General features: G+C 50.2%; 12 protein-coding genes and 2 pseudogenes. 4 read left to right on the forward strand and 10 right to left on the reverse strand.

All coding sequences use genetic code 11. From position 1 onward, the window contains the following. Positions 1-4: 4 nt before the first annotated feature. The 5 genes and pseudogenes from AC0IXI_RS20050 to AC0IXI_RS20070 all read right to left on the reverse strand — a co-directional run. A pseudogene (locus AC0IXI_RS20050) lies at positions 5-2203 on the reverse strand (YgiQ family radical SAM protein); the annotation flags it as partial. A 141-nt stretch (positions 2204-2344) separates the two neighbouring features. Beyond that, the gene (gene ftsP / locus AC0IXI_RS20055) at positions 2345-3757 is read right to left on the reverse strand and encodes a cell division protein FtsP (protein ID WP_064516117.1); all 1413 of its coding nucleotides are present in this window, start codon (positions 3755-3757) and stop codon (positions 2345-2347) included. A gap of 139 nt (positions 3758-3896) precedes the next feature. Continuing rightward, a pseudogene (locus AC0IXI_RS20060) lies at positions 3897-4651 on the reverse strand (1-acylglycerol-3-phosphate O-acyltransferase). A gap of 179 nt (positions 4652-4830) precedes the next feature. Further along, positions 4831-7101: a DNA topoisomerase IV subunit A gene (gene parC / locus AC0IXI_RS20065; protein WP_471682981.1), complete on the reverse strand. Its 2271-nt coding sequence runs from the start codon at positions 7099-7101 to the stop codon at positions 4831-4833. A 286-nt stretch (positions 7102-7387) separates the two neighbouring features. Next, positions 7388-7792 carry a YgiW/YdeI family stress tolerance OB fold protein gene (locus AC0IXI_RS20070; protein WP_034460999.1) on the reverse strand — a complete coding sequence of 135 codons (405 nt, stop codon included), beginning with the start codon at positions 7790-7792 and terminating at the stop codon, positions 7388-7390. Between the two features lie 194 nt (positions 7793-7986). Here AC0IXI_RS20070 and qseB point away from each other — a divergent pair, with 194 nt between their 5' ends. The 4 genes from qseB (at position 7987) to AC0IXI_RS20090 (ending at position 11049) form a co-directional block, all read left to right on the forward strand. Next, positions 7987-8646, forward strand: coding sequence for a quorum sensing response regulator transcription factor QseB (qseB, locus tag AC0IXI_RS20075; protein ID WP_471682982.1), 660 nt, complete (start codon positions 7987-7989; stop codon positions 8644-8646). Continuing rightward, positions 8643-9998: a quorum sensing histidine kinase QseC gene (qseC, locus tag AC0IXI_RS20080; RefSeq protein WP_471682983.1), complete on the forward strand. Its 1356-nt coding sequence runs from the start codon at positions 8643-8645 to the stop codon at positions 9996-9998. Before qseB ends, qseC begins: the two co-directional genes overlap by 4 nt. A gap of 121 nt (positions 9999-10119) precedes the next feature. Then, positions 10120-10701, forward strand: coding sequence for an NAD(P)H-dependent oxidoreductase (locus AC0IXI_RS20085; RefSeq protein WP_064516106.1), 582 nt, complete (start codon positions 10120-10122; stop codon positions 10699-10701). 30 nt (positions 10702-10731) lie between these two features. After that, complete coding sequence (locus tag AC0IXI_RS20090; RefSeq protein WP_471682984.1) at positions 10732-11049, forward strand: putative quinol monooxygenase; 318 nt, start codon at positions 10732-10734, stop codon at positions 11047-11049. 82 nt (positions 11050-11131) lie between these two features. On the opposite strand, the gene AC0IXI_RS20095 is transcribed toward AC0IXI_RS20090, so the two are convergent. The 5 genes from AC0IXI_RS20095 to nanK all read right to left on the reverse strand — a co-directional run bounded on the left by AC0IXI_RS20095 (position 11132) and on the right by nanK (position 16130). Then, complete coding sequence (locus AC0IXI_RS20095) at positions 11132-12022, reverse strand: dihydrodipicolinate synthase family protein (RefSeq protein WP_064516102.1); 891 nt, start codon at positions 12020-12022, stop codon at positions 11132-11134. 147 nt (positions 12023-12169) lie between these two features. Next, the gene (locus AC0IXI_RS20100; protein WP_424222661.1) at positions 12170-13051 is read right to left on the reverse strand and encodes a MurR/RpiR family transcriptional regulator; all 882 of its coding nucleotides are present in this window, start codon (positions 13049-13051) and stop codon (positions 12170-12172) included. Between the two features lie 179 nt (positions 13052-13230). Further along, entirely contained in the window at positions 13231-13695 is a 465-nt protein-coding gene (gene nanQ / locus AC0IXI_RS20105; RefSeq protein WP_064516098.1) for an N-acetylneuraminate anomerase, read from the reverse strand. Positions 13696-13706: 11 nt separating this feature from the next. Next, entirely contained in the window at positions 13707-15188 is a 1482-nt protein-coding gene (locus AC0IXI_RS20110) for a sodium:solute symporter family protein (RefSeq protein WP_134187161.1), read from the reverse strand. A 66-nt stretch (positions 15189-15254) separates the two neighbouring features. Next, positions 15255-16130 (reverse strand): N-acetylmannosamine kinase, encoded by an 876-nt coding sequence (gene nanK, locus AC0IXI_RS20115; RefSeq protein ID WP_413499448.1) that lies wholly within the window; start codon positions 16128-16130, stop codon positions 15255-15257. Positions 16131-16139 lie beyond the last annotated feature (9 nt).

Below are 16139 nucleotides of genomic sequence, written 5' to 3' on the forward strand. Positions count from 1 at the left end.
TAGGTTTAGCGCCAGCATTAGGTTTCGCACCAGCAACGGGTTTCCCACCGACAGCAGGCTTAGTGTCGCCAGGCGCACGACGTTGATGTGTCATTGGCGTGTGTTTCGTCAATGCCGGACGCGCACCACGGTTGTAGCGACGCGCTTCACGCATCTCTTCAATCGTTGGCGAAGGTACCAGGCATTCACGACGACCACCAATCAGGTGCTTTTTACCCATCGCTTCCAGCGCTTCACGAATCAACGGCCAGTTGGCTGGATCATGGTAACGCAGCAGCGCTTTGTGCAAACGGCGCTGACGATCGCCTTTCGGCACCACCACATCTTCACTCTTGTAACCAATCTTACCCAGCGGGTTCTTGCCGGTGTAATACATGGTGGTCGAGTTCGCCAGCGGTGACGGATAGAAGTTCTGCACCTGATCCAAACGGAAGCGGTTCTTCTTCAGCCACAGTGCCAGATTCACCATGTCTTCATCACGCGTACCAGGGTGTGCTGAGATAAAGTAAGGAATCAGATACTGCTCTTTACCAGCCTGTTTAGAGTAAGTATCAAACAGCTCTTTAAAGCGCTGATAACTGCCCATACCCGGCTTCATCATCTTAGACAGCGGCCCTTCTTCGGTATGTTCCGGAGCAATCTTCAGATATCCACCAACGTGGTGCGTCGCCAGCTCTTTGATATAGCGCGGATCTTCAACGGCAATATCGTAACGAACACCGGATGCGATCAGGATCTTCTTAACACCTTTAATCTCACGGGCGCGGCGATACAGATTGATCGTCGGCTCATGGTTAGTGTCCATGTGCGGGCAAATGTCCGGATACACGCAAGACAAGCGGCGGCAAGTTTGTTCCGCACGCGGTGACTTACAGCGCAGCATATACATGTTAGCGGTTGGGCCACCGAGATCCGAAACCACGCCGGTAAAGCCTGGAACGGTATCGCGCATCGCTTCAATTTCGCTGATGATCGAATCTTCGGAACGGCTCTGAATGATGCGCCCTTCGTGTTCGGTAATAGAACAGAATGAACAGCCACCGAAGCAACCACGCATGATGTTCACCGAGAAACGAATCATCTCATAAGCAGGGATACGCGCTTTGCCATAGGCAGGATGCGGAACGCGCTTGTAAGGCAGTGCGAACACGCTGTCCATCTCTTCGGTGGAAAGCGGGATGGCTGGCGGGTTAATCCAGATATAGCGGTCACCGTGTTTTTGCATCAATGCACGAGCACAACCTGGGTTGGTTTCATGGTGCAAAATACGTGAAGCATGCGCATACAGCACTTTGTCGTTTTTGACTTTTTCAAAGGACGGCAGCAACACGTAGGTCTTTTCCCACGGCTTCATCGGTGCAGGTTTCACCACGATAGCCTGAGCTTCGTTAATTGGCTTATCCGGCTTACCGGTTTCCGCACACGGCAAATCTTCGCCGTAAGGGTGTGGAATCGGGTCAATACGGCCAGGCATATCCAGACGCGTAGAATCCACGCCAGACCAGCCCGGCATCGCTTCTTTACGCATCATTGCGGTGTTACGCACATCGCAGATTTGGTCGATTTTCTCGCCCATTGCCAGGCGGTGAGCCACTTCTACCAGCGGGCGCTCGCCGTTGCCGAAAATCAGCATATCGGCTTTAGCATCCACCAGAATTGAGCGACGAACGGTATCAGACCAGTAATCGTAATGCGCGGTACGGCGCAGGCTTGCTTCAATGCCGCCAAGAATAACGGGCACATCGCGCCAGGCTTCTTTACAACGCTGGGTATAAGCAAGCGATGCACGATCCGGGCGTTTACCCGCCACGTTATCAGGCGTGTACGCATCGTCATGACGCAGCTTACGGTCCGCGGTGTAGCGGTTGATCATCGAGTCCATGTTGCCTGCGGTCACACCGAAAAACAGATTCGGTTTGCCAAGGCGCATGAAGTCTTCTTTAGTGTTCCAGTCTGGTTGGGCAATGATACCCACGCGGAACCCTTGGGCTTCCAACATACGGCCACAGATAGCCATACCAAAACTTGGATGGTCAACGTAGGCATCTCCGGTAACCAGAATGATGTCACAGCTATCCCAACCTAACTCGTCCATTTCCTTACGTGACATGGGTAAAAATGGTGCCGGGCCGAAACAGGCGGCCCAGTATTGTGGCCACGAAAAGAGTTCGCGATCGGGCTGGATCAAGCTAATAGAGCTCATAATGCTTCCGAAAAATGAATAAAAAATGATTTAAAAATAACCAAAGCCGGCGATTATACGCTGATATGGGGGCAAAAATGAAGTGTTATTGCCGTGTTAAAACCTAAGGCCCTTTCACTGATGGAAAGGACCTAAAATGGTTTATGGCGCAGGCTGCACCAGTAGTTGCCCGATAGAACCACGGTCTGCCATTTCAAGCGTCTGACTTGTATAGAGGAATGGGAAATGTTCCCAGGAAGGCTGGCCAAAATAGACCAATAACTCAACCTGCCCATCGACCCAAACGGTATCTTTCCAACCGCGGTCTTCACCAAATGGTGCTGCGCCATTGACGTTTTTAATCAGGAAACTCACACCTTCAATATGGAAGGATTGTGGCATATCGGAACGCACGGTCCAGCGCTCCCAGGTGCCTTGCTGAGTCTGAATATCAATGCGTTTCATATCCCATAGCTGACCGTTAATGCCAGGATCTTCGCCGAGTGTAATTTCACGGCTACGGGCCGGGTTGCCGTTAATAATTTCATCCGGCAGCAAGCGCATTGGCAATGTATCGGTCACTAATGGCAGCAGACCGGTGGCACGCAACGTCAGAACCAGCGTGGAGATAAGAATGCTCGACGGTTCAAAGAAGCCACGGATACGGTCCATGATACCGGCCGCTTCACCGCAGGTTATCGACACTTCTTTGCCGTCACTCATATCGACCAGAATCTCACGGCGTTCACCCGGTGCCAGCGAAAGCTGTTTCACCGAAACAGGAGCGGTGAGAAAACCCTGGTCGCTGGAAATAACATGCATCGCACGGCCATCGCTCATTTGCAGTAAATAGCGGCGCGAGTTGGAGGCATTAAGCAGACGCAAACGTACCCAGCCACGAGAGACCTCAACATATGGTCCCTGCACACCATTAACCAGCAGTGTGTCTCCCACAAATCCACCATTGCCCGGCTCTTCATATTCAGGCGCGCCAAAGTTATCGAGGCGCTTATCCTGGATGATGACCGGGAAGTCATCGACGCCATAGTGGTTTGGAATTGGCAACGATTTACTGACTTCATCTTCGATAAGCCACATACCTGCCAGGCCGTTGTAGACCTGTTTGGCGGTGCGATTTGGTGTGTTGGCGTGATACCACAATGTTGCGGCCTGCTGGCGAATCGGCAGCACGGGCGCCCAATCAACATTCGGCTGCATCAGACGTGCGGCACCACCCATTAGCGGGCCTGGAACTTGCAAACCGGCAATCGTCATAGCAATGTTTTCTTGCAGACGATTGCTGTAAATCATCTTCACGTCATCGCCGCTCCATACACGGATGGTCGGCCCCAGATAACGCCCGTTCAAACCCCAGACTGGAGCCTTAGCGCCGCCGGTAAATGACCAGTGCGCCCGCTGTAGCGTCAGGAACAAAGGCTGCCCACGGCGGGACTCAAGTAAAGGTGGAACGGGTAAAGGTTGCTGCAGTCCTGCTGCGTTTGCCCTCAGTGGCACCGAGCCTGCACAAAGTGCGACTCCTGATGCCTGTATAAACTGACGCCGACTGAGTGACATATTAACTCCATGTGAAACTTAACAACGTAGGGCGATACAAATACCCACCATACTTTAAGTTGTGGGGGTGTTAGCTGCACTCACTTACCCCTACCCACAACTCAAATTATTTTGGGTATACCGCCAAAATAAACAGCGATCAGCTCGCCTGCTTTTTCTCAACTCGGCCGGAGGCTTCACGCTCCGCGACTTCTTTATCTAATTCGGCGATTTTTTCCCTCATGATATCGCGGCAATGAGTCGCAAGCTTACGCGCCTGATCTTTGCCGTAATCACTGATATCAATGGGATCCAACATTTCGACAATCACCAAACCGTTATTCCAACGGTTTAGCTTAATTTTATTGCTGGTATTGGAAACGCACACCGGAATAATTGGGACGCCCGCAGCAATCGCTGCATGGAATGCGCCGGTTTTGAACGGCAGCAGGCCACGACCACGACTACGTGTGCCTTCAGGGAACATCCAGACCGAAATTTTACGTTTCTGAATCTGCGCCACCACCTGGGAAATGGTGCTCAGGGCTTTGGCGCGATTGTCACGATCAATCAGCATATTTCCAGTTAACCAGTAGATTTGGCCAAAAAAGGGAATCCACAGCAGGCTTTTTTCCCGACGGTCACTGTCGGCGGCTGCACAATACTCGCCGCTGTCACCATGTCGAAGTTATTCTGGTGGTTACAGATATAAATCGCCGTCGGGTGATTTTTATAACCCGCCGGTAAACGGGTTTCGACTTTCAAACCAAACACAGGCGCCATGCGCCCAAACAGATGACCAAAGGTTGCAACATGGCGCGGGTTACGTGGGCTGAACAGGCAATAAATACAGCCAAAAATGCTCACCAGGATGCAATAAATTATAACGATAATAAAACGTACGATGGATAGCATAACAACCTCAAAAGCCAAAAGCGCTGACAAGTATACCCTAAATAATTCGCGATGCAGGAAAGCACCAGACTGTAAGTATGGGGGTAGTCAGGGCACTGCAACTTGAATGATGACGGGTGTACGACTTGCTTAAGCGTAAAATATACCAATCTGGCGGCCTTTCAGCCGCCATTTTTCGATTACTCTTCGCTATCACCTGCACTTGCGCGAAGTGGAGAATCAACTTCAACACGATCAATGCGTTGTAGACCACGCATCAATGTGCCGCGACGACCACGCTCACCAGTGATTTTTTGCAGCTCTTCTGGACGAAGTTTAATTTTGCGCTTGCCGACGTGCAAAGTAACGGTGCTTTGCGGCGGCAATACAAATAGATGAACCAGTTTGTCTTCGCCTTTTGCTGCTTCTGCAGTTGGAATAGAGATAATTTTATTCCCTTTCCCTTTAGAAAGCTGCGGTAAATCGCCAACAGGGAACATCAACATACGGCCCGCTGCAGTAATTGCCAGCAGCATGTCATCAACACTTGAAATCTCTACCGGCGGCATCACTTTCGCATTTTCCGGCAATGAGATGAGCGTTTTACCCGCACGGTTACGAGACACTAAATCATTAAAGGTACAGACGAAACCGTAGCCTGCATCTGACGCCATCAGTAATTTTTGCTCATCCGGTGCCATTAATACGTGTTCAACGACGGCTCCCGGCGGCGGTGTCAGTTTACCGGTAAGGGGTTCGCCCTGCCCGCGCGCAGACGGCAGCGTAATTGGGTCGAGTGCGTAGCTACGCCCGGTAGAGTCGATAAACGCCACCGGCTGATTACTCTTGCCTTTAGCACAACCCAGGAAGCTATCACCCGCTTTGTAATTCAAACCTTGCGCGTCGATATCATGGCCTTTGGCGCTACGCACCCACCCCATTTGCGACAGCACAATGGTGACGGGTTCAGACGGCGTCATGTCATGCTCGCTCATCGCTTTCGCTTCGCCGCGCTCACGCAACGGTGAACGGCGATCGTCACCATAAGCGTCGGAATCTGCCTGCAACTCTTTCTTCAGCAAGGTATTCATTTTGCGTTCAGACGCCAGAATGCCCTGCAATTGATCACGCTCTTTTTCCAGCTCGCTCTGCTCGCCGCGAATTTTCACCTCTTCGAGTTTCGCGAGATGACGCAATTTCAGCTCAAGGATAGATTCAGCCTGCGTTTCGCTTAACTCAAAGCGCGACATCAACTTCGGCTTCGGCTCATCCTCAGTACGAATGATATGAATCACTTCGTCAATATTGAGGAACGCCACCAGCAAACCTTCAAGGATATGCAGGCGTTTGAGCACTTTTTCGAGACGATAGCTAAGACGACGGCGCACGGTTTCACGGCGATAAACCAGCCACTCGGTCAAAATCTCCAGCAGGTTTTTCACCGACGGACGGTTATCCAGGCCGATCATATTGAGGTTAATGCGATAGCTTTTCTCAAGATCGGTGGTGGCAAACAGGTGGTTCATCACCTGCTCGACGTCGATACGGTTGGAGCGTGGAACAATCACCAGACGCGTCGGGTTTTCGTGGTTCGACTCATCGCGCAAGTCTTCAACCATTGGCAGCTTTTTAGCGCGCATCTGGCTGGCGATTTGCTCAAGCACACGCGCACCAGAAACCTGGTGCGGCAATGCGGTAATCACCACATCGCCATCTTCTTTTTTCCACACCGCGCGCATGCGCACAGAGCCACGGCCATTCTGGTAGATTTTGCGGATCTCAGCACGCGGGGTGATGATTTCAGCTTCGGTTGGGTAATCCGGCCCCTGAACAATATCCAGCAGTTCATCAAGCGTGGTTTTCGGCTGGTCAATCAGGGTCATTGCCGCTTTCGCCACTTCACGCAAGTTGTGCGGAGGAATATCCGTTGCCATGCCGACAGCGATGCCAGTAGTGCCGTTAAGCAGAATGTTTGGCAGACGCGCAGGCAGCATTTTCGGCTCTTGCATGGTGCCGTCAAAGTTCGGCACATAGTCAACCGTCCCCTGCCCTAATTCACCCAGCAAGACTTCAGCATATTTCGACAGGCGCGATTCGGTATAACGCATCGCGGCGAAGGATTTCGGATCATCCGGTGCCCCCCAGTTACCCTGGCCATCAACCAATGGATAACGATAGGAGAACGGCTGCGCCATCAATACCATCGCTTCGTAGCAGGCGCTGTCGCCGTGCGGATGGTATTTACCCAGCACGTCACCCACGGTACGAGCTGATTTTTTGAATTTAGCGCTGTTGCTTAATCCCAACTCTGACATCGCATAGACGATACGACGCTGTACGGGCTTTAAACCATCGCCAATGAACGGCAGAGCACGGTCCATAATGACGTACATGGAATAGTTGAGATACGCATTTTCCGTGAATTCGTGCAGCGCAAGGCGTTCTGCACCATCATGAGTTAAATCACTCATTAATTATTCATCCTCAAACTGACGAGCCGAGTGTGGCCACATACCCTAAATAATTCGAGTTGCAGAAAGGCGGCAAACTCAGGAATCCCCAAGAGCTTACTTAAGTAAGTGACTGGGGTGACTGAGTGCAGCCAACGCATCTGCAGCTTGAAGTATGACGGGTATAAACGGCGTAATTGCCGCCGATAGTACATTATATGGCAGTCGTAGTCACAGATGAGTGCGCATCTTTAAGAGAAGTGGGGAGAGAGGAAATGAGCCGCAAATAGCGGCTCATGGGGGTGATTTATTTTACTTTGGTAATTTGCTTCACGTCGATTTCAACAGAGTTCCAGTCCTTATCGACTTCCCCTTGAATCTCAACCGTATCTTGCGGGGTGATGGTCTGGCCGTTCCAGCGCTTATGGTCGATATCAACATTAATCGTGCCGGATGTATCACGGAAGATGTAATGGTCACCACCGATGCGTGACTCAATCTTACCGCGCAAAGTTACCCAGGTATCGTCAGACAATGATTTCGCCTGCGTAGCCGTGGTGTTGCTGCCGCTTGGGCCAACAAAACCGCCAGCCGTTTGTGTTTGCGTGGTGGCCGGGGCAGCATTCGGATCAGAGAACCCGCCCTGATTTGCAGCCAGTGCAGGTGCTGCGGTAATAGCGAGGATAGTCATAATAGCGGCTATTTTTTTCATCTTTTTGTTCCTTTTATGAATGATGTTCTGAGTGCTATTTAACTGCGTAGATCTTAACGCGATCTTAATTATTCGCCGTCACAACGCATATTTTATAAAAATGTCACCCAACATCAACCATCGCACTATTACTCTGTACAAGCTGGTGGCTAACGTTATTTACTTGCAGGCAACGGCTAATAAGGGACAGCTTTATGCGAATATTACTGATTGAAGACGATAAGCTGATTGGCGACGGATTAAAAGCCGGCCTGACGAAAATGGGCTTTACCGTCGACTGGTTTACCGATGGCCTTCAGGGCCAGTCTGCGCTGCCCCTCGCCCCCTACGACGCGGTCGTACTGGATTTAAGCCTGCCGGGAATCGATGGGCTGGATATCTTAAAAACCTGGCGCCGTCATGGCCGAGCCGAACCGGTGCTAATTCTCACCGCGCGTGACGCGCTGGAACAACGGGTTGAAGGATTACAACTCGGCGCCGATGACTACTTGTGTAAACCCTTCGAGTTAATAGAAGTTGCCACCCGGTTGCAGGTGTTAATTCGCCGTAACCACGGCCAGGTTCAATCAACGCTACAACATGCTGGCGTTGAGCTGGACCCGATTAAATTAACCGTGACCCGCGACGGCGAACCATTGCCGCTAAAACCAAAAGAATTTGCCTTGCTGGAATTATTTATGCGTAACGCAGGGCGCGTATTACCGCGCTCGCTTATTGAAGAAAAACTTTATAACTGGGACAACGACGTTTCCAGAAACGCGCTGGAAGTTCATATCCACCATTTGCGCCGCAAACTCGGCAGCGATTTTATTCGCACGGTGCACGGCATCGGTTATACGTTAGGTGAAGCATGATAAAAAAGCTCACCCAAAGTTTACGCGCCAGATTAATTGCCGGGTTTATTTTTCTCACCCTGGTGGCGTGGGTTGGCGCAAGCCTCGCCGCATGGCAGCAAACCAGTAAAACCCTTAATAAGCTGTTTGATACTCAGCAAGTGCTGTTTGCCAAACGCCTCAGCGCATTAGAGCTTGATGGCGTGCAAAGTGATACGCAGTTACCCCGCACCAAAAAAATGATTTCGCATCACCGCGGTAAGCAAGATGATGACACCCTCGCTTTCGCCATTTATAGCGCCAACGGGCAGTTGCTGCTAAACGACGGCGACAACGGCAGATACCTCAGCTATCGCTACCAGCGTGACGGGTTTATTGATGGCAAACTGGCAGGCGATGACGATCTCTGGCGCATGGTGTGGGTGACAACGCCCGACGGAAAGTACCGTATTGTAGTGGGCCAGGAATGGGAATACCGCGAAGACCTGGCGCGGGACATCGTTTTGTCCCAGCTCACGCCGTGGCTAATCGCTTCGCCGGTGATCCTGCTGATGCTGGTGTGGCTGGTCAGCCGGGCACTCTCTCCGCTTCACAAGTTGGCGCTGCAATTACGCAACCGAAAACCAGACGATGCCAGTGAACTGCCAACACAAAACCTGCCGCAAGAAGTGCGCCCTTTGGTGATTGCGCTTAATCAGCTATTTACCCGCACCGGGGAATTTATGCAGCGCGAACGGCGCTTTACCTCTGATGCCGCACATGAGCTACGCAGCCCACTCGCCGCATTAAAAGTACAGGCCGAAGTGGCACAGCTTGCACAAAATGATGAACCGATGCGCGATCACGCACTGAATAATCTGAGCGTAGGCATCGATCGTGCGACTCGCCTGGTCGATCAACTGCTCACTTTATCGCGCCTCGATTCTTTAGCTGGTCTGGATGATGTGCAGGACGTGGCTTTTCAGCCGCTACTGCAAAATGCGGTGATGGATGCGTATCACGAGGCACAGCGTGAAGGGATTGATATTCGCCTTGATATTCAGGACGCAAAAGTAAAACGTCAGGGCCAACCGCTACTACTTAGTTTGATGGTCAGAAATATGCTGGATAATGCCGTGCGCTACAGCCCGCGCGGCAGCGTAGTCAATGTCGTTCTCCAGAGCCACGAAATCACGATTACCGACAACGGCCCCGGCGTAAGCCCTGAATATCTGACCTCTCTGGGTGAACGCTTCTTCCGTCCACCCGGGCAGGAAAAAACTGGCAGCGGCCTCGGGTTATCTATCGTCAGGCGAATCGCTGCATTACACGGTATGCAGGCGAGCTTCGTAAACGCCCCCAGCGGTGGATTTCAGGTACAAATACGCTGGTAGAAACGGATTCAGCCCTCTGATTATTGCGTTTTTAGCAAAAGTCTTTGCCTGTATATGGCATTTAACTGTGACAATGATCACGGTAAACTCCGCGCCAGACGCAATTATTCGAGGACTAACTATGAGCAATATTCTGATTATCAATGGTGCGAAAAAATTCGCCCATTCTAACGGCCAACTTAACGACACCCTGACCGACGTCGCGGAAAGCTTTTTGCGCGACCTCGGGCATGATGTTCAGGTCACACGTACCGACAGCGAGTACGACATTAAAGAAGAAGTCGCGAAATATATGTGGGCAGATACCGTGATTTACCAGATGCCAGGCTGGTGGATGGGCGCACCGTGGACTATGAAGAAGTACATTGATGATGTATTTACTGAAGGTCATGGCTCACTGTATGCAAGCGATGGTCGTACCCGTTCAGATGCAGAGAAAAAATACGGTTCCGGCGGCCTGATCCAGGGCAAAACTTACATGCTGTCATTGACCTGGAACGCCCCGCTGCAAGCATTTGAAGACAAAGAACAGTTCTTCCACGGTGTTGGTGTGGATGGTGTTTACCTGCCATTCCACAAAGCTAACCAGTTCCTTGGAATGGAAGGTCTGCCGACCTTTATCGCCAACGACGTAATGAAAGCGCCTGATGTACCGCGTTTTATCGCGCAATACCGCGAGCATCTGGGCCGAGTTTTTGCTTAACTGTCTTATGTCGACAACAAGGAGTTGAACATGATTACAGTAATAGCTGAAATTCGTACCCGTCCTGGTGTTCACCATCGCCAGGCTGTACTGGACGCGTTTGCAAAAATTATTCCTACCGTGCTCGAAGAGGAAGGCTGCTTTGGTTATGCGCCACTCATCGACCATAACGCACAAGTCGCGTTCCAGACTACTGCACCAGATTCTGTGTTTATGCTGGAAAAATGGGAGAGCGTGGCTCACCTGGAAGCTCATCTGCAAACACAACACATGAAAGATCACAGCGTCACTGTTAAAGGCGACGTTCTGGACGTTCATATCCATATTCTGGAAGACGCAATTAAGTAATTGGGTTTACCGAATGATTAGAGGGAGCGGTGTTTACACCGGCTCCCTTTTTTATTTTCTAAACCAGAATATTGCTAGCCGATTAAAGGAAATCAGCCTTGCGGAAGGCTTGCAGCGCATCTTGCTTTTGTTGCTCAGTCATTGGGCGCAGCGGACGACGCGGGTCACCTACATCAATGCCGTGCAGTTTCATCGCAACTTTCCCAGCCGCAACACCACCGTACTGCACCAGCACGCGGATGATAGCGATGACCTTATCCATGCAACCTGCAACATCTGCCTGGTCACCACGATTAAAGCTATCAATCAGGCGGTGATACAACGGCGCTGCATAGTTATAGGTACTGCCAACTGCGCCAACTGCACCACATGCCAGGCCCGCAGGTAAAAACTCATCAACACCAAATGGAATATCAAACTGGCCGTTATTGACGCGCACACAGCGTTGATACTCATACATATCGCTGGAGTTAAACTTCATGCCAGTGAGGTTAGGAATACGATCGGCTGCAACCTGTAAAAATTGCTCCATATCGAGATTCACACCAGACATGCCAGAATGGTAATAGTAGAAACCTTTAGATGGTGCTGCCGCCGCATTAATACGGCAGTATTCCACTAAGTCTTCAATGTTGCCTGGCTTGAAGAAGCAAGGACCAATTACTGAGGTCGCAAAGATATCCAAAGTTTCAGCGTGGCGGCTAAGTTCAACGGAGTCCGCGATACTCAGAGCACCTGTATGCAAAGTAATACTCAGTTTACCCGCACTTGCACTCACCCAACGTTCTGCAATTTTTTTGCGCTCATCGACCGAGCAATGAATACCCTCACCGGTAGTCCCCAGCACATAGGCACCTTTAACGCCTTGCTCAATCAGATGCGCGGCAATTTGGTCAATAACCGGATAATTAACACTTCCATCAGCGGTAAATGGGGTGTGTGGCGCGGCGATTAAGCCAGTTAACTTTTCCATGCAAGCCTCTTTGGAGTTTTACTTCTAATGATTTGTGATTATGAAGTTTAACTCTATACTAAGGCGGCAAATGGAGTGATGCAACCATCGTGGCATCGCTAAAATGGCTTAATACGTTGAAGTGTGATCAATGCCGCTAATGTGGCATTACTTTGCGATGTTAAGTGCATCCATGGTACGCAACTTACTTTCGCGAGCTTGCTCTGGCGCAGCCTGCACCAGCAAGGTGTAGAGCAAATCCAACACAAATAGTTGTGCTGTCTTAGTACCGATCGAATCGCCTTGCAGCATCCCCTGGCGGTTACCGTTGATCAGGCTAAAATCTGCTACTTCGATTAACGGGGAACCTAAATTATGGGTCAGAGCTACGGTGGTTGCTCCCGCTTGTCTGGCAAGTTTGAGGGCATGGACCGTTTCCGGAGATGTTCCGGTGTGGCTGATAGCAATCGCCACATCACCCGCTTTGAGTAATGTGGCCTGCATATACATAAAGTGATTATTGGTAACAGCATCGACCCGCAAACCAATACGCATCAGCTTATGCTTCATATCTTCTGCAGTAATTCCCGACGAGCCAACACCGAAAATGTAAACCGAGTTGCTGGTGCGTAATGCGTCGACGACCTGATTAACCTGATTCATATCCAGCAAATTTAGGGTTTCAGACAACACATTATTAATGGTGCTTTGCAGTTTCAAACCAATGGTGCGCGCATCGTCTGACTCACTGATTTCCCCATCTAACAACGGGCTACTGGTATCGGTATCCACTGTAGCCAACTCAATGGCCAAATCCATTTTAAAGTCTTGAAAACCCTTGTAACCCAGGGTGCGACAGAAACGAATGACGGTGGCTTCGCCAGCCTGTGTTTCGCGTGACAACTCGGCAATAGAGAGCTGAGTGACCTGCTGTGGAGAGGTCAAAATATAGTGCGCGATCCGCTGTGAAACACGCGTCAGGCTATTTTGCATCGCACCCAGTGTGTCGAGGATTTTTCCGGGTTTAAGGCGTTGGACTTGAGACTCCATAATTTCCTGCTCTTGAGTGCGTGATATGGCAAAAAGCCTGCAATATTGAATGGTTGAGAGCGTAACAAGTCTGTGGCATTAAAAAAAGCGCGATGTAAGCATAGGGGGTATGCGTACATTGCGCCGTCAAAGAAGAACTCATTTACTGCTTAATATTATTATGACGTTAAAACATCGTGTTATAGACAGCGATAATGCACTTTGATGACTACCTTGCTAATAGACTGCGCCGTTTCGCTGATACAACCTGGTTTATGTGGCTCGCCCGGAAGAAATATCGCAAACATTCCGGGTCGCATATGCAAAGTCTGGCAAGGAGCAACCTCATCGCAAAGCAGATAATCATCATCTTCGTGATAAACATCTGGCTCTATTGCCGCACCAAACGGGCCAAAATCAATGCGCTCCTGGCCACTGAGTAACACCTGAATATCAAGATATTCGCGATGCTGCTCGTAACGCTTGCTCTGCGGTTCTGAGGTATCAAAGCTCATAACATTCATAAAGATATCGTCGCCGTCTATTTCATGGCGGCCCGCACTTAGTGTTTCCGGATGCATCGCCAGTGCCTGCTTAATAATGGCCAATAACTGAGGTGCAATACCAGTCTGAGCACTGAGCTCTGAAATTCGTCCTAAAATCATGATGTCACCTTTTATTCACGTGTTTCATCAAGCGTCAGCGCTGGCGCTGAAGCAAATAATGGGGCGAAAATAACGCCACTGATAACCACACTCAGACAGCCAACCACGCCATAGAAGAAGAAATTCAAGTCTGTGGCATAGCGGGCAAACAGAACCGCTACAATACTGACCACAATGCCAAGAGTTGCACTACCCGCATTGGCGCGTTTGCAGAAAATCCCCAGCATAAACAGACCCGTCATCGGGCCACCCATCAGCCCAATCAAGCTGTTAAAGGCATCCCAGATTTCTGATTCATTCGCCATCACCAACCATATCGTCGCAGCACTACTAAATAGCCCGGCAATAAGGATCACCAGTTTCGCCATGCGCATGCTGTTTTCTGGGGTTCTTTTTTTGCTGCTCAGTCTTTGATAAATATCGGAGTTAAAGCAACTGGAGATACTGTTCAGGCTGCTTGAGATACTGGACTGCGCAGCAGCAAAAATAGCGGCGATAATCAAACCGGCAATACCTGTAGGCATTTCCGTCACCACGAATAGCGGCAAAATCCCCCCGATATTAAAGCCTGCTGGTAATAGACTTGGGTTTTGTTTGTAGTAAACAAACAGAGCCGAACCGATGGCAAAGAAGAAAATTGGAATAATGGCGATAAGCTTAGCGTTGGTGAACAGTGTTTTCTTCGTCTCCTCAATGGAGTCCGTCACGATATAGCGCTGTACCACATCCTGGCTGGCGGTAAATTGCTGAATATTGGCAAACAAGAAACCAATCATCAGAACTGGCACGGTACTTTCTGTCCAGCTCCAGCGGAACTGTGACGCTGGGAAGAATTTATCGGCATGTTGTGTCACGGTGAAAATCTCACCGAACCCGCCCTGTACCTTGAAGCAAATCACGATGAAAATAAGGACCGCGCTGCCCGATAACAACAATCCCTGAATAACGTCAGTCCAGATAACCCCTTCAATACCGCCCATCCAGGTATAGATAATGCACATAACACTAATCAGTAGCACCAAAACGATTGGGTCAATACCAATAAATGGTCGCAGAGCCAACACCGTTAAGTAAGTGATAATGGCGATACGGCCTATGTTAAACATCATAAAAGAGAGGCTGGCGAATAAGCGGCTACGAACATCGAAACGAGCTTCAAGATATTCGTAGGCAGAGGTTACCTTTAGCTTACGGAAGAATGGAATATAGAAGTAAAAGACCACCGGCAATATGGCAATAACCAGATATTGGCCGAGAATAAACGTCCAGTCAGTGGTGAATGCCTTGGCTGGAATGGACATAAAAGTAATCGAGCTTAGCGTGGTGGCAAATACACTAACACCCGCAGCCCAGCCAGGAATTCGGCCGCCGCCACGGAAATAATCATCAGCCGTTTTCTGCCGCTTTGAAAAATAGACACCGACTAACATCATGGCTAGTAAATAGCCGAAAAGAACAACGTAATTAAAGATGCCGAAAGAATGAGTCATTATGGCACTTTCCTACTTATGGTTTTATTAGGATGAGGTAACTGTCTGAATTTTAAATTTTATAAACGATCAGACTGCGTGATATTCAGACCAGAGGGCAGCCCCCATTAACCCCGCATCATGCTGATAGTGAGCGGAATAAACAGGAACATGGAATGCCGCGGGTAGTGTTGCGAGCTGCTTTTCCACCTGTAGACGGTAACCCGGAGCAAGTCCGACACTGCCGCCTAGCACGATGCATTCGGTATCCAGCAGAGCTTTAAGATTGGCGATTAGTTGGCAAATCGCCTGTGCTGAACGCGCAAATAGCTGTTGTGCCTGCTCGTTACCTTCTTGTGCCAAAGCAAAGATTTCACGGGCATTTTTGCCCAAAAGATCATGCTGGGCCCCTGCTGCAATAGCGCGCCCGGAAGCTATAGCCTCAACACAACCAACGCGTCCGCAACCACACATTGGGCCATTAGGATCGGCCTGAGTGTGTCCAATGTGGCCTGCGAAGGCATGAGGACCCGTTAGCAGCTCGCCATTGATAACGATGCCGCCACCTACTCCAGTGGAAACCGTAATAAACGTAACGTGTTTGAATTGAGCTGAAAGATGGCAATATTCTGCCCAGGCTGCAGCCTGCGCATCGTTGAGAACCGCGCACGGCAACCCTGTGAGGCGTTCAACCGTCGCCTGCAACGGGAAATGATTCAGGCCACCGAGATTATCTGGATTTAGCGCGGTAAGAATTCCGTTATCAATAATACCTGTAGAGGCAATCGCCACTCGCTGTGCTTTCCCCTCATAGGCTGCAACCAAATGAGCCAAAGCCTGCTCAAGTGCTCGAGGCTCAGCATTTGCCGGAGTAGGGATCTCCGTGCGTAAAGAGATTTCATGCTGCGAGTTGATAAGCGCCGCGGCCAGTTTTGTGCCGCCGATATCAATGGCAAGTGTGTTCATCGTTTTCTC

This window comes from Buttiauxella sp. AC038, from assembly GCF_979253565.1.

Coding starts and splice junctions, on each gene's coding strand:
- parC (WP_471682981.1), bottom strand. CDS start 7,101: ATGAGTGATTTAACTCATGATGGTGCAGAACGCCTTGCGCTGCACGAA.
- nanK (WP_413499448.1), bottom strand. CDS start 16,130: ATGAACACACTTGCCATTGATATCGGCGGCACAAAACTGGCCGCGGCG.
- qseB (WP_471682982.1), top strand. CDS start 7,987: ATGCGAATATTACTGATTGAAGACGATAAGCTGATTGGCGACGGATTA.
- AC0IXI_RS20100 (WP_424222661.1), bottom strand. CDS start 13,051: ATGGAGTCTCAAGTCCAACGCCTTAAACCCGGAAAAATCCTCGACACA.
- AC0IXI_RS20070 (WP_034460999.1), bottom strand. CDS start 7,792: ATGAAAAAAATAGCCGCTATTATGACTATCCTCGCTATTACCGCAGCA.
- AC0IXI_RS20085 (WP_064516106.1), top strand. CDS start 10,120: ATGAGCAATATTCTGATTATCAATGGTGCGAAAAAATTCGCCCATTCT.
- AC0IXI_RS20090 (WP_471682984.1), top strand. CDS start 10,732: ATGATTACAGTAATAGCTGAAATTCGTACCCGTCCTGGTGTTCACCAT.
- nanQ (WP_064516098.1), bottom strand. CDS start 13,695: ATGATTTTAGGACGAATTTCAGAGCTCAGTGCTCAGACTGGTATTGCA.
- AC0IXI_RS20095 (WP_064516102.1), bottom strand. CDS start 12,022: ATGGAAAAGTTAACTGGCTTAATCGCCGCGCCACACACCCCATTTACC.
- qseC (WP_471682983.1), top strand. CDS start 8,643: ATGATAAAAAAGCTCACCCAAAGTTTACGCGCCAGATTAATTGCCGGG.
- ftsP (WP_064516117.1), bottom strand. CDS start 3,757: ATGTCACTCAGTCGGCGTCAGTTTATACAGGCATCAGGAGTCGCACTT.